The organism is Acuticoccus sp. I52.16.1 (genome assembly GCF_022865125.1).
GTDB lineage: Bacteria > Pseudomonadota > Alphaproteobacteria > Rhizobiales > Amorphaceae > Acuticoccus.
In genome coordinates, this window is sequence record NZ_CP094828.1 from 3,875,174 (window position 1) to 3,895,855 (window position 20,682).

16 protein-coding genes are annotated in these 20,682 nt (G+C 70.6%); all 16 read left to right on the forward strand.

Annotation, left to right across the window (positions count from 1 at the left end):
* The first annotated feature begins 5 nt into the window (after positions 1-5).
* Positions 6-1,433, forward strand: a complete 1,428-nt coding sequence (locus MRB58_RS17415; protein WP_244778370.1) for a UDP-N-acetylmuramoyl-L-alanyl-D-glutamate--2,6-diaminopimelate ligase — start codon at positions 6-8, stop codon at positions 1,431-1,433.
* Positions 1,430-2,806, forward strand: a complete 1,377-nt coding sequence (murF, locus tag MRB58_RS17420) for a UDP-N-acetylmuramoyl-tripeptide--D-alanyl-D-alanine ligase (protein WP_244778371.1) — start codon at positions 1,430-1,432, stop codon at positions 2,804-2,806. Before MRB58_RS17415 ends, murF begins: the two co-directional genes overlap by 4 nt.
* Positions 2,799-3,884, forward strand: coding sequence for a phospho-N-acetylmuramoyl-pentapeptide-transferase (gene mraY, locus MRB58_RS17425; RefSeq protein WP_244778372.1), 1,086 nt, complete (start codon positions 2,799-2,801; stop codon positions 3,882-3,884). The genes murF and mraY overlap by 8 nt, the downstream gene beginning before the upstream one ends.
* Positions 3,881-5,275, forward strand: a complete 1,395-nt coding sequence (gene murD / locus MRB58_RS17430; protein ID WP_244778373.1) for a UDP-N-acetylmuramoyl-L-alanine--D-glutamate ligase — start codon at positions 3,881-3,883, stop codon at positions 5,273-5,275. The genes mraY and murD overlap by 4 nt, the downstream gene beginning before the upstream one ends.
* Positions 5,275-6,423, forward strand: a complete 1,149-nt coding sequence (ftsW, locus tag MRB58_RS17435) for a putative lipid II flippase FtsW (protein WP_244778374.1) — start codon at positions 5,275-5,277, stop codon at positions 6,421-6,423. The genes murD and ftsW overlap by 1 nt, the downstream gene beginning before the upstream one ends.
* Before the next feature lie 2 nt (positions 6,424-6,425).
* A complete protein-coding gene (gene murG, locus MRB58_RS17440; RefSeq protein ID WP_244782030.1) occupies positions 6,426-7,499 on the forward strand; it encodes an undecaprenyldiphospho-muramoylpentapeptide beta-N-acetylglucosaminyltransferase in 1,074 nt (357 codons plus the stop codon).
* 8 nt (positions 7,500-7,507) lie between these two features.
* A complete protein-coding gene (gene murC / locus MRB58_RS17445; RefSeq protein WP_244782031.1) occupies positions 7,508-8,902 on the forward strand; it encodes a UDP-N-acetylmuramate--L-alanine ligase in 1,395 nt (464 codons plus the stop codon).
* A complete protein-coding gene (gene murB, locus MRB58_RS17450) occupies positions 8,899-9,855 on the forward strand; it encodes a UDP-N-acetylmuramate dehydrogenase (RefSeq protein WP_244778375.1) in 957 nt (318 codons plus the stop codon). Before murC ends, murB begins: the two co-directional genes overlap by 4 nt.
* Positions 9,852-10,763: a D-alanine--D-alanine ligase gene (locus MRB58_RS17455; protein WP_244778376.1), complete on the forward strand. Its 912-nt coding sequence runs from the start codon at positions 9,852-9,854 to the stop codon at positions 10,761-10,763. Before murB ends, MRB58_RS17455 begins: the two co-directional genes overlap by 4 nt.
* On the forward strand, positions 10,751-11,638 hold the full coding sequence (locus MRB58_RS17460; protein ID WP_244778377.1) for a cell division protein FtsQ/DivIB: 888 nt from the start codon (positions 10,751-10,753) through the stop codon (positions 11,636-11,638). The genes MRB58_RS17455 and MRB58_RS17460 overlap by 13 nt, the downstream gene beginning before the upstream one ends.
* The gene (gene ftsA, locus MRB58_RS17465) at positions 11,635-12,945 is read left to right on the forward strand and encodes a cell division protein FtsA (RefSeq protein WP_244778378.1); all 1,311 of its coding nucleotides are present in this window, start codon (positions 11,635-11,637) and stop codon (positions 12,943-12,945) included. Before MRB58_RS17460 ends, ftsA begins: the two co-directional genes overlap by 4 nt.
* A 149-nt stretch (positions 12,946-13,094) precedes the next feature.
* On the forward strand, positions 13,095-14,723 hold the full coding sequence (gene ftsZ / locus MRB58_RS17470; RefSeq protein ID WP_244778379.1) for a cell division protein FtsZ: 1,629 nt from the start codon (positions 13,095-13,097) through the stop codon (positions 14,721-14,723).
* Positions 14,724-14,781: 58 nt separating this feature from the next.
* Positions 14,782-15,666, forward strand: coding sequence for a UDP-3-O-acyl-N-acetylglucosamine deacetylase (lpxC, locus tag MRB58_RS17475; RefSeq protein WP_244778380.1), 885 nt, complete (start codon positions 14,782-14,784; stop codon positions 15,664-15,666).
* Positions 15,667-15,775: 109 nt separating this feature from the next.
* A complete protein-coding gene (locus MRB58_RS17480) occupies positions 15,776-16,597 on the forward strand; it encodes an outer membrane protein assembly factor BamD (RefSeq protein ID WP_244778381.1) in 822 nt (273 codons plus the stop codon).
* A 73-nt stretch (positions 16,598-16,670) separates the two neighbouring features.
* Positions 16,671-18,323 carry a DNA repair protein RecN gene (gene recN, locus MRB58_RS17485; RefSeq protein ID WP_244778382.1) on the forward strand — a complete coding sequence of 551 codons (1,653 nt, stop codon included), beginning with the start codon at positions 16,671-16,673 and terminating at the stop codon, positions 18,321-18,323.
* 160 nt (positions 18,324-18,483) lie between these two features.
* The gene (ligA, locus tag MRB58_RS17490; RefSeq protein WP_244778383.1) at positions 18,484-20,676 is read left to right on the forward strand and encodes an NAD-dependent DNA ligase LigA; all 2,193 of its coding nucleotides are present in this window, start codon (positions 18,484-18,486) and stop codon (positions 20,674-20,676) included.
* Positions 20,677-20,682 lie beyond the last annotated feature (6 nt).

A 20,682-nucleotide genomic window follows, 5' to 3' on the forward strand; every position in this document is an offset into this window, starting at 1 on the left:
ATGCCATGCGGCTCGGCGACCTCGCGCCGGACCTGATCGGAGCCGACCCCGCGCTCGACATCGTCGGCGTGACGGCGGATTCGCGCCGCGTCGGCCCCGGCGTGCTGTTCGCGGCGCTCAAGGGCGCACGGCTCGACGGGACGGCCTTCATCGCCGATGCGGTCGCGGCGGGGGCGGTCGCCGTTCTGGTCGCGGCGGAGGCCGAGGTGCCGGCCGGGGCGGCCGGCGACGTGCCGGTGCTGCGCGATGCCGATCCGCGCCGCCGTTTGGCGGTGATGGCCGCGACCCTGGCGGGGCCGCAGCCGGACGTCGTCGTCGCCGTCACGGGTACGGCGGGCAAGACCTCGGTCGCCGAGTTCACACGGCAGATCTTCGCTCGCGCGGGCCACAAGGCGGTCTCCATCGGCACGATCGGAATTCGCGGCGCGGTGGACGTGCCGGGAGGGTTGACCACGCCCGATCCGGTCGCGCTCGCCGGCCGCCTCGCCGCGCTGGCGCACGACGGGGTGACGCACGTCGCGCTGGAGGCCTCGAGCCACGGCATCGACCAGCGCCGGCTCGACGGGGCGCGGCTGACCGCGTCCGCCTTCACCAACATCGGCCGCGACCATCTCGACTATCACGCCACGCCCGAGGCCTACCTCGCGGCCAAGCTGCGCCTGTTCGAGACGCTGCAGCCCGACGCCACCATGACCGTCGTCAACCCGGACGCGCCGGGGGCGGACGCGGTGCTCGCCGTCGCGGCCGAAGCGTACACGGTGGGTCGACACGGGTCCGGCCTCACACTGGTGACGGCGACGCGCACCGGGACGGGGGCGCACCTCGTCCTCCAGGGCATGGCGCGGCACGAGGTCGACCTGCCGCTGATCGGCGAGTTCCAGATCGACAACGCGCTGGTCGCGGCGGGCCTCGCCATCGTCTCCGGCGTGCCGGAGGCCGAGGCGGTGGCGGCGCTGGCGCACCTGAAGGGCGCGCCGGGGCGGCTGGAACTCGTCGGCCGTGCCAACGGGGCGCCGGTCTTCGTCGACTACGCCCACAAGCCTGACGCAATCACCGCCGCGCTCACCGCGCTACGTTCGGATGTGTCGGGCAGACTTGTCATTGTCGTCGGAGCGGGCGGGGACCGTGACCCCGGAAAGCGACCCCTGATGGGGAAGGCGGCGGCGGCGATCGCCGACGTCGTGATCGTGACCGACGACAATCCCCGGAGCGAGGATCCCGCCGCCATTCGTGCGGCGGTCCGCTCCGGGGTGCCCGATGCGATCGAGATCGCGGACCGGGGCGAGGCGATCGCCGCGGCAGTGGCGATGCTCGGCGAAGGCGACGCCCTCGTGGTGGCCGGCAAGGGCCACGAGCAGGGACAATATGTCGGCGATCGGGTGATCCCGTTCAGCGACCATTCCGCCGTCAGGGCGGCTATAGCGGCGCTATGACAGCCATCTGGACCCTCGGCGAACTGGCCGACGCCGCGCAGGGCAGCCTCTCCGGCGCACCGCGCGACACCGACGTGACGGGCATCTCCATCGATACCCGTACCCTGCAACCGGGCGAAGCCTTCTTCGCCATCGTCGGCGTGACGATGGACGCCCACCAATTCGTGCCCGCGGCGCTCGGCGCCGGTGCCGCCGCGGCGGTGATCTCGCACGGCGAGGCCGCCCCGTGCGTGCGGGTCGACGACGTGCTGGCCGCGCTCGGGCGGGTCGGCGTCGCGGCGCGCGGGCGGCTCGCAGGGGGGACGCCGGTGGTGGCCGTCACCGGATCGGTCGGCAAGACGGGCACCAAGGAGATGCTGCGGCTCGCCTTCGCCAGCGGCGGCCCCGTGCACGCCTCCGCCGCCTCTTACAACAATCACTGGGGCGTGCCGCTGAGCCTGGCGCGGATGCCCGGCGACGTCGACGCCGCGATCTTCGAGATCGGCATGAACCACGCCGGCGAGATCACGCCGTTGACCCGGATGGTGCGCCCGACGATCGCGATCATCACCCAGGTCGCCGCGGTCCATCTGGAATTCTTCGACAGCGTCGCCGCGATCGCCGATGCCAAGGCCGAGATCTTCAGCGGCCTCGAAGACGGCGGCGTCGCCATCATCCCGGCGGACAACGCGCACACCGAGCGAATGGCCGAGGCCGCGAGCGCGGCGGGCGCCGAGGTGGTGCGCTTCGGCGCCGGCGGCGACGTGACGCTGACCTCGCTGGACGCCGAGGGCAATGCCGTCGCCGACGTCTTCGGCGAGACGATTTACTTCGTGCTGTCGGATCCCGCGCCGCATGTCGCCAACAACGCGCTGGCGGTGCTGGCGGCGCTGTCCGTGGCGGGCTGGGACGTCGCCGCAGGCGCGGAGGCGCTCGAGGCATGGTCGGCGCCGAAGGGCAGGGGACGGCGCGTGCGCCTGCGGCCGGCCGGCGGCGAGGCGGTGCTGCTCGACGACTGGTTCAACGCCAACCCCTCGTCCGTCGGCGCGGCGATCGCGACGCTCGGCCGGGTGCCGGCGAAACGCCGCATCGCCATCCTGGGCGACATGCGCGAGCTGGGGCCGACGGCCGAGGACCTTCACCGTGGACTGGCGCCACTACTGGTCGATGCCGACGTGAGAATCATCCACACAGTTGGAGAGATGACAAAACATTTGCGCGACGCACTGCCCTACGACCTGCGCGGCATCCACGCCGCCACCGCGCGCGAGCTGGTGGACCAGCTGCCGGAGGTCGAACCGGGCGATGCGCTGCTGGTGAAAGGCTCGAAGGCCATCGGTCTGGGGGCTGTCGTCGAAGCGATCGAAGAACGCTACGGGCTGACCGATGTTTGAGCTTCTTTCCAATCTCTCCGACCAGATCCCGCCGCTGAACGTGTTTCGCTACATCACGTTCCGCACCGGCGGGGCGCTGGTGACGAGCCTCGTCGTCACGTTCATCTTCGGGCCGCGGATGATCCGCGCGCTCAGGCTCCGCCAGGGCAAGGGCCAGCCCATCCGCGAGGACGGGCCGGCGAGCCATCTCCTGACGAAGCGCGGCACGCCGACGATGGGCGGGCTGATGATCCTGTGCGGCCTCGTCATCTCGACGCTGCTGTGGGCGGATCTGGCGAACAAATATGTCTGGGTGATCCTCTACGTCACGCTCGGCTTCGGCGCGATCGGCTTCTACGACGACTACCTCAAGGTCTCGAAGGCGTCGCACAAAGGCTTCTCCGGCAAGGTGCGCCTCGCCATCGAGTTCCTGATCGCCGGCAGCGCCGCGACGATCATGATGTACCTCGAGACGCCGGCGCTGGAATCGGCGCTCACCTTCCCCTTCTTCAAGGGCCTGATCCTCAACCTAGGCGTGTTCTTCCCGGTGTTCGCGGCGTTCGTCATCGTCGGCTCCGGCAACGCGGTGAACCTGACCGACGGGCTCGACGGGCTCGCCATCGTCCCGGTGATGATCGCGGCCGGCTCGTTCGGCGTCATCGCCTACCTCTCCGGTAACGCGGTGTTCGCCGACTACCTTCAGATCCACAACGTGGTCGGCGTCGGCGAGATCGCGGTGGTCGCGGGGGCGGTGATCGGCGCCGGGCTCGGCTTCCTGTGGTTCAACGCGCCGCCGGCGGCGATCTTCATGGGCGACACCGGCTCGCTGGCGCTGGGCGGCATGATCGGCGCCATCGCGGTCGCCACCAAGCACGAGATCGTGCTCGCCATCATCGGCGGCCTCTTCGTGCTGGAGGCGGTGTCGGTCATCATCCAGGTCGCCTCGTTCAAGCTGACGGGCAAGCGCGTCTTCAAGATGGCGCCGATCCACCACCACTTCGAGCAGCTCGGCTGGACGGAGCCGCAGGTCGTGATCCGCTTCTGGATCATCGCCTTCGTCCTGGCGCTGATCGGCCTGTCGACGTTGAAGCTGAGATGATCCCCGTCACCACATACGAGGGCAAGCGGGTCGCCGTGTTCGGCCTCGGCGGGTCGGGGCTGGCGACGGCGCAGGCGCTGGCCGCCGGCGGCGCGGCCGTGATCGCCTGCGACGACAAGCGCGAGAAGATGGCCGCCGCCGAAGCCGTGGGCCTGCCGACCGGCGATCTGCGCGTCGCCGATTTCTCCGGCTTCGATGCGCTGGTGCTGTCCCCCGGCGTGCCGTTGACGCACCCGGCGCCGCACTGGACGGTGGAGCGGGCGCACGCGGCGCAGATCCCCGTGGTGGGCGACATCGAGCTGTTCGACGGCGAGCGGCGGGCGCGCCACCCGGACCTGCGCCTCGCGGCGATCACCGGCACCAACGGCAAGTCGACGACGACGGCGCTCCTCGGCCACCTGCTGACGGCGATGGGCGAGGCGGCGCAGGTCGGCGGCAACATCGGCCGCCCGGTGCTCGACCTCGACGCGGTCCCCGGCATCGCCGTCGTCGAGTGCTCGTCCTACCAGATCGACCTGGCGCCGAGCCTGACGCCGGACGTCGGCGCGCTCCTCAACCTGTCGCCCGACCACATCGACCGGCACGGAACGTTCGAGAACTACGCCGCCATCAAGGGGCGCCTGATCGCGGCCAGCCGGCAGGCCGTCGTCGGCACGGACGATCGCACCACCGCCCGCATCGCCGAGGAATTCGCCGCCGGCGGCAAGCCGGTGCGCCGCGTCGGCCTCCTCTCCCACGAGGGCGAGCTGCGCCGCCTCGCCCCGTCGGGCGTGGGCGCGGTGGGCGAGCGGCTCTTCGCGGTCGAGGCCGGGGCGCGGCGGGAGGTCGGCTCGCTCGCCGGCATCGCCTCTCTGCGCGGCCGGCACAATGCGCAGAACGCCGCCGCGGCGCTGGCAATGGCCGCCGCACTCGGCTTCGATCCGGCGGAGGCGGCGCGGCACCTCGCGACCTTCCCCGGCCTGCCGCACCGCATGGAAGAGGTCGGCCGCGCGGGCGAGGTGATCTTCGTCAACGATTCGAAGGCGACCAACGCGATGTCGTCGGCGCAGGCGCTCGCCGCGTTCGAGAACATCCACTGGATCGTCGGCGGCGTCGCCAAGGAGGGGGGCGTCGAGAGCCTTGTTTCGTTCGCGCCGCGGATCGCCAATGCCTACCTCATCGGCGAATCCACCGAGCTCTTCGAGCGGCAGCTGCGCCACCACGTTCCGACGGTGCGCTGCCACACGCTGGCGACCGCGCTCGACGTCGCCGCGCGCGCCGCGGCCGGCAAAGGCGGCGTCGTCTTGTTGTCGCCGGCCTGCGCCTCGTTCGACCAGTTCCGCTCGTTCGAGCACCGCGGCGACGTGTTCCGGGACCTCGTGGCGGCCCGACTGTCGAAGGAGACGGCCTGATGGTGAGCAGAGCCGAAACCACCGCGTTCGCCCGTTGGTGGTGGACGATCGACAAGACGCTCCTGTTCTCGCTGCTGGCGCTGATCTCGGTCGGCCTGGTGCTGTCCTTCGCCGCGTCGCCGCCGGTGGCCGAGCGCAACGGCTACGGCACCTATCACTTCGTCATCCGCCACTTCGTGTTCGCGGTGCCGGCGGTCATCACGCTGATCGCCGTGTCGTTCTTCACGCCGCGTCAGGTGCGCCGCGCCTCGCTGATCCTGTTCGCCGGCGCGCTGGTGATGATCATCCTCACCCTCTTCATCGGCGTCGAGGTGAAGGGGGCGCGGCGGTGGATCGGCTTCGGCGGCCTCACGATGCAGCCGGCCGAGTTCATCAAGCCGGCCTTCGTGGTGATCACCGCGTTCCTCCTGTCGGAGGGCGCGCGGCGGCCGGACCTGCCGGGGCGGCTCCTGGCGGTCTTCCTGCTGGCCGTCGTCATCGCGCCGCTGGTGGCGCAGCCGGACTTCGGCCAGGCTATGCTGATCTCGATCACCTGGAGTGCGATGATCTTCCTCGCCGGCCTCCAGTGGCGCTGGGTGTTCGCGCTCGGCCTGTCGGGCGTCGGCGGCATCGTGTCGGCCTATCTCTACCTGCCGCACGTCACCAACCGCGTGAACTCGTTCCTCAACCCGGACACCGCCGACAACTACCAGGTCGACCGATCGATCGAGAGCTTCCTGCGCGGCGGTTGGTTCGGCGCCGGGCCGGGTGAAGGCATCGTCAAGCGCTCGCTGCCGGACAGCCACACCGACTTCGTCTTCGCCGTCACGGCGGAGGAGTTCGGCATCGCGATGTGCCTCGTCATCGTCGCGCTGTTCGCCGCCATCGTGCTCAAGGGCCTGTCCCGCGCCTTCCGCGAGGAGGACGAGTTCGTGCGCCTCGCGCTGTCGGGGCTCATCCTGCTGTTCGGCGGTCAGGCGTTCATCAACATGGCGGTGAACCTGCAACTGATGCCGGCCAAGGGCATGACCTTGCCGTTCGTGTCCTACGGCGGCTCGTCGCTGACGGCGGTCGCCATCGGCATGGGGTTTGCGCTGGCGCTCTCCCGTCGCCGTCCGGGCCGCGTGCGCTTCACCGAATCGCGCCGGATCACCGAGGCGTTCGCGTGAGGATGATGCTCGCGGCCGGCGGGACCGGTGGACACCTCTTCCCGGCCGAGGCGTTGGCGCTCGTCCTGACGCGCCGCGGCCACAAGGTCGTGCTCGTCACCGACGCCCGCGCCGAGGCGCTGGTCGACACCTTCCCCGCCGAGCGCGTGCATTTCGTCCCCTCCGCGACGCTGACGGGCAAGAACCCGGTCGCGCTCGCCCGGATGGCGGTCGCCAACGGTGCCGGGTTCATGCGCTCCATGCGGATCGTGCGCGGCTTCCGGCCGGACGTGGCGGTCGGCTTCGGCGGCTATCCGACGCTGCCGCCGCTGTCGGCGGCGCGGGCGCTGAAGGTGCCGCTGGTGGTGCACGAGGCGAACGCGGTGATCGGCCGCGCCAACAAGAGTCTCGCCCGCCACGCCCACGTCGCGACCAGCTTTCCCGAGGTGCGCGGCATCCAGGGCGCGCTGTCGGAAACGCATGTCGGCATCCCGGTGCGTGAAGCGGTGGTTGCCGCCGCCGCGCCCTACGAAGCGCCGGCCGACTCGTTCCGCCTGCTCGTCTTCGGCGGCAGCCAGGGCGCGCGGGTCTTCGCCGATCTCGTGCCCCCCGCGATCGCGCTCCTTTCGCAGGAGCAGCGGGCGCGCCTTCGCATCGTGCAGCAGTGCCGGCCGGAGGACATGGACCGCGTGCGCGCCGCCTATGCGCCGCTGCTGGAGGGCTTCGAGCTGGCGCCTTTCTTCAAGGATCTGCCGGCGCGCATCGCCGCGGCGCACCTCGTCGTGTCGCGCTCCGGCGCGTCGACGGTGGCGGAGCTTTCGATCATCGGCCGCCCCGGCCTGCTGGTGCCGCTTCCGGGCGCGCTCGACCAGGACCAGGCCCACAACGCCGACGCGTTGGCCGCGCTCGGTGGGGCCCGGCGGCTGGACCAGAAGGCGATGACGCCGGAAGTGCTCGCCGCCGAACTGACCTCGCTCATGACCGACCCGGCGCGTCTCGCCGGCATGGCCGCCGGCGCGACCGGGCTCGCCAGGCCCGACGCCGCCGAGCGCCTCGCCGACCTCGCCGAGCGCATCGCCGCAGGAGACACGCCATGATCGCCCCGCTGAAGATGACCACCGCCATCGGGCCGGTCCATTTCGTGGGCATCGGCGGCATCGGCATGTCGGGCATCGCCGAGGTGCTGCTGAACCTCGGCTACCGCGTCCAGGGCTCGGACATCGCCGAGAGCGCCAACGTGCTGCGCCTGCGCGAGAAGGGGATCCCGGTCTCCATCGGCCATGCGGCGGAGAACCTCGGCGAGGCGACGGTCGTCGTCGTCTCCTCGGCGGTGAAGCGCGACAATCCGGAGCTGATGGCCGCCCGCGCGCGGCTCCTGCCGGTGGTGCGCCGGGCGGAGATGCTGGCCGAGCTGATGCGCCTGAAGCAGGCGATCGCCGTCGGCGGCACCCACGGCAAGACGACGACGACCTCGCTGGTGGCGACCCTCCTGGAAGCGGGCGGGCTCGACCCGACGGTCATCAACGGCGGCATCATCAACGCCTACGGCACCAACGCGCGGCTCGGCGCGGGGGACTGGCTGGTCGCCGAGGCGGACGAGAGCGACGGCACTTTCGTCAAGCTCCCGGCCGACATCGCCATCGTCACCAACATCGACCCCGAGCACCTCGACCACTACGGCGACTTCGACGGCGTGCGCGCCGCCTTCCGCCAGTTCGTCGAGAACGTGCCGTTCTACGGTTTCGCGGTGATGTGCATCGACCATCCGGAAGTGCAGGCGATGGTCGGCCGCATCGAGGACCGGCGCATCATCACCTACGGGCAGAACCCGCAGGCGGACGTGCGCTTCATGAACGTGCGGCCCGGCCCGCGCACCGTGTTCGACGTCAGGATCACCGACCGTGTGACCGGCGGGGTGGGGCTGATCGAGGGCCTGTCGCTGCCGATGCCGGGGATCCACAACGTCGCCAACGCGGCCGCGGCCGTCGCGGTCGCCGACCGGCTCGGGATCGACGCGGAGGACATTCGCCGCGGGCTCGACGGGTTCCGCGGCGTCAAGCGGCGCTTCACCCACGTCGGCGACTGGAACGGCGTCGCGATCTACGACGACTACGGCCACCACCCGGTCGAGATCCGCGCGGTGCTGGCGGCGGCGCGGCAGGCGGCGTCGGGCAAGGTCATCGCCGTGGTGCAGCCGCACCGCTATTCGCGCCTCCACTCGCTGTTCGACGACTTCTGCGTCGCCTTCAACGACGCCGACGTCGTCATCGTCGCGGACGTCTACGCCGCCGGCGAAGCGCCCATCGAGGGGGCCGACCGGGACGGGTTGATCGCCGGCCTCGCCGCGCGCGGGCACCGCGACGCACTGGCGCTGCCGGATCAGGCGGCGCTCGCCGGGCTCATTCGCCAGCGGGCCGAACCGGGCGACATGGTCGTCTGTCTCGGCGCCGGTTCGATCACGCAGTGGGCGGCGGCGCTTCCCAAGGAGCTCGCCGCGTGAGCCTGCCCGATCTGACCCCGCTGTTCGCCGACGCCGGAATTCGCGGCCGCATGGAGCCGAACCGCGATCTGGCGGACGTGACGTGGTTCCGCGTCGGCGGTCCGGCGCAGCTTCTCTTCAGCCCCGCCGACGAGGCCGACCTCGCCGCCTTCCTCGAGGTGCTGCCGCGGGACGTGCCGGTCCACGTGCTGGGCCTCGCCTCCAATACGCTGGTCCGCGACGGCGGCGTGCCGGGGGTGGTGATTCGCCTCTCGGCGCGCGGCTTCGGCCGGGTGGACGTCGCCGGTACGCGGATCACCGCCGGCACCGCGCTGCCGGACGTGAGGCTGGCGCGCGCGGCGGCGGACGCGGCGATCGCGGGTCTCGCCTTCTACCGCGGCATCCCCGGTGCGCTGGGGGGCGCGCTGCGGATGAACGCCGGCGCCTACGGGACCGAGACCAAGGACGTGCTCGTCGCCGCACGCGCGGTCGACCGGGCGGGCGTCGTCCACGTGCTGACCAACGCCGATTTCGGCTTCGCCTACCGCCATTCGTCGCTGCCGGCGGACTTCGTCTTCACCGAGGCGACGTTCCAAGGCACGCCCGGCGACCGCGAGGCGATCCTCGCCGAGATGGAGGGAATCACCGCTCGCCGCGAAGAGACGCAGCCGGTGAAGTCCCGCACCGGCGGCTCGACCTTCAAGAACCCGCCCGGCGAGAAGGCCTGGCAGCTTGTCGACAAGGCCGGCTGCCGCGGGCTCACCGTCGGCGGGGCGCAGATGTCGGAGCTCCATGCCAACTTCATGCTCAACCTCGGCGAGGCGACAGCGGACGACCTGGAGCGGCTCGGCGAGACCGTGCGCGGCCGTGTGCGGGAGACGGCGGGTATCACCCTCGAATGGGAGATCAAGCGAATCGGCGTGCCCGCCGGTGACGCGGTCCCCGCCTTCATGGGCAAGGGAGAGGCGGCATGACGCACGTCGCGGTCCTCATGGGCGGCCTGTCGGCCGAGCGGCCGGTGAGTCTCAAGTCCGGCAATGCCTGCGCGGCGGGGCTGGAGCGCGCCGGCTACCGGGTGACGCGGCTCGACGTCGGCCTCGACCTCGTCGAGCGGCTGCTGGCGCTTCAGCCGGACGTCGCCTTCAATGCGCTGCACGGGCCGATGGGCGAGGACGGCGTGGTCCAGGGGATCCTGGAATTCCACAAGATTCCCTACACCCACTCCGGTGTGCTCGCCTCGGCCCTGGCGCTCAACAAAGACCGCGCCAAGGCGGTGATGGCGCGCGCCGGCATCCCCGTCGCCGTGCATGTCGTCACCAACCGATTCGAGGCGGCGCAGCGCCACGTCCTCAAGCCGCCATACGTGGTGAAGCCGGTCAACGAAGGGTCCTCGTTCGGCATCGTCATCGTGCCGGAAGGGGCCAATCGGCCGCCGGCGGAATTAACCGCGTCCACCTGGGCCTACGGCGACGAGGTGATGGCCGAGCAGTACGTCGCCGGGCGCGAGCTGACGTGCGCCGTCATCGGCGATAAGGCCTCGGATATCATCGACGTGGTGCCTGTGAGCGAAAGCTTCTACGGCTACGACGCCAAGTACAGTCCAGGCGGGTCAGAGCACATTTTGCCGGCCCGAATTAAACCAAATATTTACCAGGATATACAAAAGTTCACTCTGTTGGCTCATCGGGCCTTGGGGTGCCGCGGAGTCTCTCGTGCAGACTTTCGGTACGATCCGGACAGAGACGAACTCGTGTGCCTCGAAGTCAATACTCAGCCTGGAATGACGGAAACTAGCTTGGTTCCTGAAATGGCCGCCCATGCGGGGATGAGCTTCGAGGCGCTGGTCGCTTCGATGGTGGAGGATGCGTCATGCCTGCGGTGACACCGCGCGCGATCAATCCCCGTCTGGCGGGGCCCTGGCCGACGCGGCTTCTCACCGCGGCCGTGCTGGTCGGCTCCTGCGGTGCGGGCCTCGCCTATTCGCAGGACCCCAGCCACGCGATCGACGCGGTCGGCCGTGCCAGCGGGTTCGAGGTGCGGGGGCTGGAGCTGAACGGGCAGAACAAGACCTCGATCAGCTCCATCGTCGCCACCGCGAGCCTGGCGCCGGGTGCCAGCATCTTCACCGTCGACGCCGAGGGTCTGCGCGAGCGGGTCGAGCGGCTGCCGTGGGTGGAGCGGGCCTCGGTGCGCAAGGTGCTTCCGGGGACCGTGCAGCTCGAGATCGAAGAAGCCGAGCCGTACGCCCGCTGGCGCACCGAGACGGGTGTGAAGCTGATCGCCCGCGACGGCACGGTCCTGTCCGACACGGTGGCCCGCGAGTTCCTCGACCTGCCGCTGATCGCCGGGCAGGGCGCCAACGCGCTCGCCGAGGACGCGGTCGCGCTGCTCGACGCCAACCCGCTCTATCAGATCCGCACGCAGGCCGCGGTGCTCGTCGGCGAGCGCCGCTGGGACCTCGTGCTCGACACCGGCGCCACCGTGATGCTTCCGGAAATCGACCCGTCCGCCGCGCTCGACCGGCTGGCCGACCTCGAGATGAAGGGCGCCATCACCATGGAGCCCGTCATCGTCGACATGCGCCTCGCCGATCGCACGGTGATCGAACTCGACCCGAAGGACGCCAACGAACTCTACATCGCGCCCGAGGAGGAGCACCGCTTCGAGGAGCCGGCCGACCTCCTCGCCGCCGCGATCGCCGAGGCCAGGCGCGAGGACGATCCGCTCGCCGCGGCGATCCGGGAGGCGATGCAATGAACGTGATCGACATGCCCCGCCGCGTCGACCAGAGCCGCTGCCACGTGCCCGCCGGGCGCGGGTCGACGGTGTGCGTCCTCGACGTCGGTTCGACCAAGGTCGCCTGCCTCATCGCCAAGTTGAAGCCGGCGCCGGAGGAAGATCTCTTGACCGGTCGCACGCACGCGATCGAGGTGATCGGCTATGGGTACCAGCAATCGCGCGGTGTGAAGTCCGGCGCGATCGTAAATCTGGACAAAGCGGAGCACGCTATTCGCAGAGCGGTGGATGCCGCAGAGCAAATGGCTGGTCTGACAGTCGAATCGCTTATCGTGGCTCAGACCTCGGGGCGACTCTCTTCTGAGAGCTTCGGCGCCAAGGTGGACCTCGATACAGGCGCGGTTCGAGAGGCGGACATCCGACGGGTGCTCGCCGCCTCGGGGCGCCACCAGATTCCAGACGGACGCATCGCCTTGCACGCCCTCCCCATCGGCTATTCCCTGGACGGACAGGACGGGATCCGTGATCCCCGCGGGATGGTCGGCGACACGCTGGGCGTGGATGTGAACCTCGTCACGTCCGACCGTTCGGCGCAGGACAACCTCGCGCTCCTCATCAACCGCTGCCACCTCGACGTCGACGCGATGGTCGCGACGCCGTACGCCTCGGCGCTCGCCTCGCTGGTCGACGACGAGGGCGAACTCGGCGCCGTGTGCGTCGACATCGGCGGCGGTACCTCCTCCATCGCGATCTTCGCGGACGGCAACCTCGTCCATGTCGATGCGATCGCGATCGGCGGGCACCACGTCACCATGGACATCGCGCAGGGCCTGTCGATCCGCCTGGAAGAGGCGGAGCGGCTCAAGACCCTGCACGGCTCGGCCGTCGCCTCCGGGATCGACGAGCGAGCCATGCTCACCATCCACCCGGTCGGCGAGGAGGACGGCCTGTCGCCGATCCAAATCCCCCGGCTGACCCTCAACACCATCATCCGTCCCCGTGTGGACGAGATCTTGGAAATGATCCGCGACCGGTTGGTGGCGTCCGGCTTCTCCGGGCGAATTGGGCGGCGGATCGTCATGACCGGCGGCGGAAGCCAGCTCACCGGGCTGACCGACGTCGCACGGCACGTGTTTGGCCGACCGGTGCGGATGGGGCGCCCGCTCGGTGTGAAGGGCCTGCCCATCGCAGCGCGGGGGGCGGCGTTCAGCGCCGTCATCGGCCTGCTGATCTACCCGCAGCTCGCCCCCGCGGCCCTCTTCGAGGCCTCGGGACGGTCGACCGGCACCTTTGCCCGGCTCGGCCGCTGGCTGCGCGAAAGCTTCTGACGCGCCCCCCAGGCGCGCCCGACCAGAATACCCGCCTCGAGGCGGGAGAGGGACGCCTCCAGAGGCGTCCGACGAAGAGATCGACCCCGGCCACGGCCGGCACAATGAAGCGCCCGGTGCGGGCATGGGACGAACTACGGGAGACATGAATGTCGTCCATTAATCTGAAAACGCCCGACCTGACTGAGCTGAAGCCGCGGATCATGGTCTTCGGCGTCGGTGGGGCAGGGTGCAACGCCGTCAACAACATGATCGAGGCGGGCCTCGACGGCTGCGACTTCGTCGTCGCCAACACCGACGCGCAGTCGCTGAACCTGTCAAAGTCCGAGCGCGTCATCCAAATGGGTATCGCCGTGACCGAAGGTCTCGGCGCCGGCTCGCAGCCCGACGTCGGCCGTGCCGCCGCCGAGGAGGTCATCGACGAGATCGCCGACCACCTCTCCGGCTCGCACATGGTGTTCATCACCGCCGGCATGGGCGGCGGCACCGGCACGGGCTCGGCCCCGGTGGTCGCCCGCGTCGCTCGCGATCAGGGCATCCTGACGGTGGGTGTCGTCACCCGGCCGTTCCAGTTCGAGGGCATGCGCCGCGCCCGCCTCGCCGAGGCCGGCATCGAGGAACTGGCGCAGCACGTCGACACGCTGATCGTGATCCCGAACCAGAACCTGTTCCGGATCGCCAACGCGCAGACCACCTTCGCCGACGCCTTCGCGATGGCCGATCAGGTGCTCTACTCGGGCGTCGCCTGCATCACCGACCTCATGGTCAAAGAGGGCCTCATCAACCTCGACTTCGCCGACGTGCGCTCCGTGATGCGCAACATGGGCAAGGCGATGATGGGCACCGGCGAGGCGTCCGGCGAGAACCGCGCGATGCTGGCCGCCGAGGCCGCCATCTCCAACCCGCTCCTCGACGAGACCTCCATGAAGGGCGCGCGCGGCCTTCTGGTGTCCGTCGTCGGCGGCAAGGACCTGACCCTCTTCGAGGTCGACGAGGCCACCACCCGCATCCGCGAGGAAGTGGACGACGACGCCAACATCATCTTCGGCGCCACGTTCGACGACTCGCTCGACGGCATCATCCGCGTCTCCGTCGTCGCCACCGGCATCGACCAGGAGCCGATCGAGGATGAAGAGGACGAGCGCCTCGACACCCGCGTCCTGTCCTTCGCCGGTCGCGCCGCGCAGCCGCGCAAGGAGAAGGCCGAGGCCGGCGCTCCCGCCGCGTCCGACGCCAACCAGGTCGCCATCGCCGCGGCGGTCGCCGCCGAGCTCGACGAGTTCGAGGCGGGCCTGGAGCCGATCGAGCAGGCCGACATCATCGAGGACGACGAGGATCTCGACACCGCGATGGACGACGCCGACGACTTCGTCGAGACCGCGCCCCGCGCTCCGCGGGCCCGCGAGGAGGCCGAGCCAGAATACCACGAGGCCGACACCCGTCGTCCGATGGGGATCTTGCGCGGCCTGATCGGGCGCTCGCGCCGCGACGAGGACGACGAGGAGGAGTTCGCTCCGGTCGAGCCTCGCGCCCAGCGTCGCCGCCAGATGCGCGCTCAGCGTCCCGAGGTCGCCCGTCTGCCGGCTCCCGAAGCGTTCGAGGAGGAGGCCGAGGAGCCCCAGCGGCAGCGTCGTCCGCGGTCGCGCGCCGAGGCTCAGGCCCAGACGCGCCGCCAGCGCCGCGACGAGGAGCCGGTGTCCCGCCAGCGCCCCGCGCAGCGCACGACGGACGACGATCAGCTCGAGATCCCGGCCTTCCTGCGTCGTCAGGCGAACTGACACGGCGATGATCGCCATCCGGGTTCCGGCCCGGATGGCGAAACGATAGAGGGAGAGGATGTTCGACGAACCTTCGCTCCCCGCCCGGCGGCTCTCCCGGCCGGTCACCTTTCGCGGCGTCGGCGTCCATACGGGCGCCGACGTCGTTTGCGTCGTGCATCCGGCATCCGGCGCCCATGACGCCGACGGGACGGACGGGGAGGGCGGCATCGTCTTCCACCGCACCGACACCGGCGGCACCGTCGCCGCAGACTGGCGCCACGTCGCCGCGACGCGCCTGCAGACGGTGATCGAGAGTGCCGAGACCTCGGTCGCCACCGTCGAGCACCTGATGAGCGCGATGTCGGCCCTCGGCATCTGGTCGGCGCGGGTCGAGATCGACGGGCCCGAGGTGCCGATCCTCGATGGCAGCGCCGCGCCGTTCCTCGCCGGCCTCGCGGAGGCGAGCGATGTCGCCCCGCCGGGCGGCGCGATCCGCGTCCTGCGGCCGGTCTCGGTGCGGTCCGGCAACGCCTTCGCGGCGCTGCTTCCGTTCCCCACCCGCCGCTTCGACGTCGGCATCGACTTCGCGGACGCCGCGATCGGTATGCAGCGCGCCCTGTTCGACTTCGCGGCCGGGGACTACGGCGCCGAGGTCGCCCCGGCGCGCACCTTCGGCCGGCTGAGGGACATCAAGCGCCTGCGCCGGCGGGGATACGGCCGCGGCGCCTCGCTCGAGAACGCCGTCGCGGTCGACGGGGCGGAGGTGGTCAACCCGGAGGGATTGCGCTTCCCCGACGAGTTCGCGCGCCACAAGCTGCTCGACGCGGTGGGCGACCTGGCGCTGGCCAGAGCGCCGATCATCGGCCTCTATCGCAGCCACCGGGGCGGACACCGGCTGAACTACACGCTGCTGGCGAAGCTCTTCGCCCGCACCGAAAACTTTCAATTGTTGCTAAATTGAAACAGTCGCGGCAGGACGACGGTGAGGGTCGCCCCCCTGACCGGCCCCCCATTGCCCCGTGCCACCGGTGATTGGTATCAGGTCCCCTGTAGAGGTGTGGAGTTCTACGATGGTGATGCGTCTGACTCGGCCGCTTGCGGCCCTGATCCTTGTCGTCGGCCTCGGTGCATGCGGCAGTCGTGTCACCGAGCTGGACTTTGACGAGCGCCCCGCCGACCAACTCTACAACGAGGCCCTCGTCTTGATGAACGAGGGCGACTATCGCACCGCCCAGCTCAAGTTCGAGGAGGTCGACCGCCTTCACCCGCACAGCGATCTCGGTCGCAAGAGCCAGGTGATGCAGGCCTTTGCCAACTATTCGCGCGGGCGCTATACCGACGCGTCGGTCGCCGCCAAGCGCTTCATCGCGCTCAACCCCGGCAGCCCGGACGCGGCCTACGCGCAGTACATCATCGCGATGTCCTACTATCGTCAGATCCCGGACGTGACGCGCGATCAGGACGGCACCCGCCGTGCGCTGGAGGCGTTCGAGGTCCTGATCGAGAAGTATCCCGACTCCGAGTATGTCGACGAAGCGCGCCGCAAATACCAGCAGGTGCAGGACCAGATCGCCGGTCACGAGATGGAGATCGGCCGCTACTACCTGGAGCGGAAGGAAAACCTCGCCGCGATCAATCGCTTCCGCGTCGTGGTCGAGAAGTACCAGCGCACCAACCAGATCGAAGAGGCGCTGTTCCGCCTCACCGAATCCTACTATGCTCTGGGCCTGACCCAGGAGGCGCAGACCGCGGCCGCCGTGCTGGGCCACAACTTCCCCGACAGCCGCTGGTACAAGGACGCCTACACGCTCCTCGAGACGGGCGGGTTCTCGCCCGAGGAGAACAAGTCGAGCTGGATCAGCCGCGCATTCAAGGGCTTCAACGTCCTCTGATCGTGCCCGTCGGCCCGCTCGCCCGCGGCGAGCGGTTTCCTTGCCAGAAGGACCCCAGTGCTCTGAGGACCACGTGCTCTCACGGCTGAACGTACGCAACATCGTCCTGATCGAGGCGCTCGATCTCGACCTCGAGTCGGGCTTCACGGTGCTCACCGGTGAGACCGGCGCCGGCAAGTCGATCCTGCTCGACGCGCTGGCGCTCGCGCTCGGCGGCAAGGCCGACGGCAAGCTGGTGCGTTCCGGCGAGACAACCGGCTCCGTCGCGGCGACCTTTAACGTGCCGCCCACGCACCCCGCCTTCGCCGTCCTCGACGAAATGGGGATCCCGCGCGAGGACGCGCTGATGGTCCGCCGCGTCCTGGGGAGCGACGGTAAGGCGCGCGCGTTCGTCAACGATCAGCCGGTCGGCGTGGGCCTGTTGCGCCAGCTGGGGCCGCTGCTGGTGGAGGTCCACGGCCAGCATTCCGACCGGGCGCTGATGTCGCCCAGCTCGCACCGCCGCCTGCTCGACGCGTTCGGCGGCCTGAGCGGCGAGGCCGCCCGCGTCGCCGTCCTGTGGCAGACGCTGAAAGACGCTGAGGCGGCGCTCGCCGCGCACGAGGCCGCCCTCGAAAAGGCCCGCGAGGAGGCCGACTACCTGCGCGCCTCGGTCGACGAATTGTCCAAGCTCGACCCGGAGCCCGGCGAGGAGGAGCGTCTGTCGTCCCACCGCCAGGCCATGGGCGCGGCGGAAAAGGTCGCCACCGACCTCGAGGAGGCCGCCTCCGCGCTGGAGGGGGCGAAGTCGCCGATCCCCACGCTCGCCGGCGTGCTGCGCAAGCTGGAGCGCAAGGCGAGCGGGGCCGAGGAACAGCTGAACCCGGTGATGGACGCGCTGGCGGCGGCGCTGGATACGCTGGAAGAGGCCCGCTCGACCATCGCCGACGCGCAGCGCTCGCTCGACTTCGATCCCGGCCAGATGGTCGAATTGGAGGAACGCCTGTTCGCGCTGCGGGCCGCCTCGCGCAAGTACAAGGTCGCGGTGGACGACCTCGCCGACCTCGCCAGCCGCATGGCCGACGATCTGGCCGATCTCGAAGCCGGCGAGGTCCGGGGCGACGCCCTCGCCCAGGCGGTCGCGGGCGCCGAGAAGGCCTACCGCTCCGCCGCCGAGGACCTCTCGGAGCGTCGCGCCGCCGCCGGCGAGGCGCTGGAGGCCGCCGTCGCCGCCGAGCTGGCGCCCCTCAAGCTGGACAAGGCGCGCTTCATCGTCCGCCGCGAGACCGCGAGCCCCGGCCCCGAAGGCCTGGACGCCGTCGCCTTCCACGTGAAGACCAACCCCGGTTCGCCGGAGGGGCCGATCATGAAGGTCGCCTCGGGGGGCGAGCTGTCCCGCTTCCTGCTGGCGCTCAAGGTCTGCCTCGCCGACAAGGGCTCGGCCTCCACGCTGATCTTCGACGAGATCGACACCGGCGTCGGTGGCGCGGTCTCCGACGCGATCGGCTCGCGCATGGCGCGCCTCGCCGAGGCGCTCCAGGTGGTCTCGATCACGCACGCCCCGCAGGTGGCCGCGCGCGCCGACCAGCACCTCCTCATCGCCAAGGCCTCCAACGGGTCGAGCACCGCCACCGCCGTGCGCGCGCTGGAGCAGGACGAGCGTCGCGAGGAGATCGCCCGCATGCTGGCCGGCGCCACCGTCACCGACGAGGCGCGCGCCGCCGCCGCCAGGCTCATCGAGGCCTGAGCCCGCCGCGCCGGGCGTACCGGGTGCCGCCGAACCGGACGCCGGGGCCCGCGGCGCGCGCGGCGGTCTGCAACGAGCCGTGCGCCGCCGGGGAAGCGCGAGACAAGGGCCACGCCGCGCGTTACATCATCGTCCGCGGCAATGTGGACGGAGGAGCAGCGTGGCGGACAAGGCCCTGACGGAGCGACACGCGAAGCTCGTGACGGAGCTCCAAGAGCACGACAAGCGCTACTTTCAGGACGACGCGCCCACCGTCTCCGATGCCCAGTACGATGCGCTGCGCCGCGAGCTGGAAGACCTCGAGAAAGACCACCCCGAGCTTGCCGACGGTGCCAGCGCCGGCATCGGCGCCGCCCCCTCCGGCGCCTTCGCCACCGTCGAGCACCCGGTGGACATGCTCTCCCTCAACAAGGCGCTGACGGAGGAGGAGGTCGCCGAATTTCTGGTGCGCGTGCGCCGCTTCTTGAAGCTGCCCGCGGACGAGACCCCCGCCACCACCGCCGAGCCGAAGATCGACGGCTTGTCGATCTCGCTGCGCTACGAGGACCGCCGCCTCGTGGTCGCCGCCACCCGCGGCGACGGGCGTACCGGCGAGAACGTCACCGCCAACGTCGCCCATGTCGCCGCCATCCCGCAGACCCTGCCGAAGGATGCGCCGGACGTGTTCGAGGTGCGCGGCGAGGTCTACATGACCCACGACGCCTTCGAGGCGCTGAACGCGCGCCTCACCGAGGAGGGCAAGAACCCGGTCGCCAACCCGCGCAACGCCGCCGCCGGATCGCTGCGCCAGGTGGACCCGGCCAAGACCGCGGAGCGCCCGCTCGACTTCTTCGCCTACGGGTGGGGCGAGGTCAGCGCGCTCCCGGCCGACACGCAGCACGAGATGATCGCGGCGCTGGAATCGTTCCGGATGCCGGTCAACCCGCTGACCCGGATCTGCCACGGCCTCGACGAGATGCTGGCTGCCTACGCCGCCGTCTCCGAGGCCCGCGCCAAGCTGCCCTACGACATCGACGGCCTCGTCTACAAGCTCGACCGCCTCGACCTGCAGCGCCGCCTCGGCGAGCGCGAGCGGCGGCCGCGCTGGGCCGTCGCCCACAAGTTCCCCGCCGAGCGGGCGATCACCACCTTGGAGGCAATCGAGATCCAGGTCGGGCGCACCGGGGCGTTGACGCCGGTCGCGCGGCTGGAGCCGATCACCATCGGCGGCGTCGTCGTGCGCAACGCCACCCTCCACAATGCCGACGAGATCGCCCGGCTCGATATCCGCGTCGGCGATACGGTCGAGATCCAGCGCGCGGGCGACGTCATCCCGCAGGTGTTGCAGGTCCTGACGGACAAGCGGCCCGGGGATGCGGTGCCCTACGCCTTCCCCGATCATTGCCCGGTGTGCGGCTCCAAGGTGGAGCAGGAGACCAACCCCGGAACCAACCAGCCCGGCGTGGTGAGGCGTTGTACCGGCGGGCTGATCTGCCCGGCCCAGCAGTACGAGCGCCTGCGCCACTTCGTCAGCCGCGCCGCGTTCGACATCGAGGGCCTCGGCGCCAAGCAGATCGCCGCCTTCCATGCCGAAGGCCTGATCGACACTCCGGCCGACATCTTCACCCTCGCCGCCCGCGACGCCGCGCGACCCGAGGGCGAGCGCATCATCGACCGCGAGGGCTACGGCGAGACGAGCGTGCGCAATCTCTTCGAGTCCATCGAGAGCCGGCGCACCATCGCGCTGCGCCGCGTGATCTACGCCCTCGGCATCCGCCGGGTCGGCGAAGTCTCCGCCCGTGTGCTCGCCCGCCACTTCCAGTCGTGGGACGCCTTCCGCGCCGCGATGGGCCGGCTTGCCGAGGATGTCGACACGCGCGCCGAGCGCCGGCGGATCCTGCGCGCCGCCGGCAAGCGCAAACGCACCGCCGAGAATGCCGCCGAGGTGCTGGCCCTTCCCGAGGTGTCCCAGGATGCCCAGGCCGCCGACGAGCTGCGCGAGGAGCTCACCGTGATCGACGGTATCGGCGAGGTGGTGGTCGACGCGCTGGAGGCCTTCTTCGAGGAGCCCCGCAACATGGCGGCCGTGGACGACCTCGCCGCCCAGCTCACCATCGAGGACGACGTCGCCCGCGCGGTCTCTTCGCCGATCGCCGGCAAATCCATCGTCTTCACCGGCTCGCTGGAGCAGATGACGCGCGACGAGGCCAAGGCCCGCGCCGAAGCGCTCGGCGCCCGCGTCGTCGGCTCCATCTCGAAGAAGACCGACATCGTCGTGGCCGGGCCCGGCGCCGGGTCGAAGCTCACCAAGGCCCAGGACCTGGGGCTGACCGTCTGGGACGAGGCCGCCTGGATGGCGATCGCCGACGGCTAGTCGCCG

Bases quoted from the DNA above. Each gene is read 5' to 3' on its own strand.
- MRB58_RS17415 (WP_244778370.1), top strand. From the start codon at position 6: ATGCGGCTCGGCGACCTCGCGCCGGACCTGATCGGAGCCGACCCCGCG.
- murF (WP_244778371.1), top strand. From the start codon at position 1,430: ATGACAGCCATCTGGACCCTCGGCGAACTGGCCGACGCCGCGCAGGGC.
- mraY (WP_244778372.1), top strand. From the start codon at position 2,799: ATGTTTGAGCTTCTTTCCAATCTCTCCGACCAGATCCCGCCGCTGAAC.
- murD (WP_244778373.1), top strand. From the start codon at position 3,881: ATGATCCCCGTCACCACATACGAGGGCAAGCGGGTCGCCGTGTTCGGC.
- ftsW (WP_244778374.1), top strand. From the start codon at position 5,275: ATGGTGAGCAGAGCCGAAACCACCGCGTTCGCCCGTTGGTGGTGGACG.
- murG (WP_244782030.1), top strand. From the start codon at position 6,426: ATGATGCTCGCGGCCGGCGGGACCGGTGGACACCTCTTCCCGGCCGAG.
- MRB58_RS17455 (WP_244778376.1), top strand. From the start codon at position 9,852: ATGACGCACGTCGCGGTCCTCATGGGCGGCCTGTCGGCCGAGCGGCCG.
- MRB58_RS17460 (WP_244778377.1), top strand. From the start codon at position 10,751: ATGCCTGCGGTGACACCGCGCGCGATCAATCCCCGTCTGGCGGGGCCC.
- ftsA (WP_244778378.1), top strand. From the start codon at position 11,635: ATGAACGTGATCGACATGCCCCGCCGCGTCGACCAGAGCCGCTGCCAC.
- ftsZ (WP_244778379.1), top strand. From the start codon at position 13,095: ATGTCGTCCATTAATCTGAAAACGCCCGACCTGACTGAGCTGAAGCCG.
- lpxC (WP_244778380.1), top strand. From the start codon at position 14,782: ATGTTCGACGAACCTTCGCTCCCCGCCCGGCGGCTCTCCCGGCCGGTC.
- MRB58_RS17480 (WP_244778381.1), top strand. From the start codon at position 15,776: ATGGTGATGCGTCTGACTCGGCCGCTTGCGGCCCTGATCCTTGTCGTC.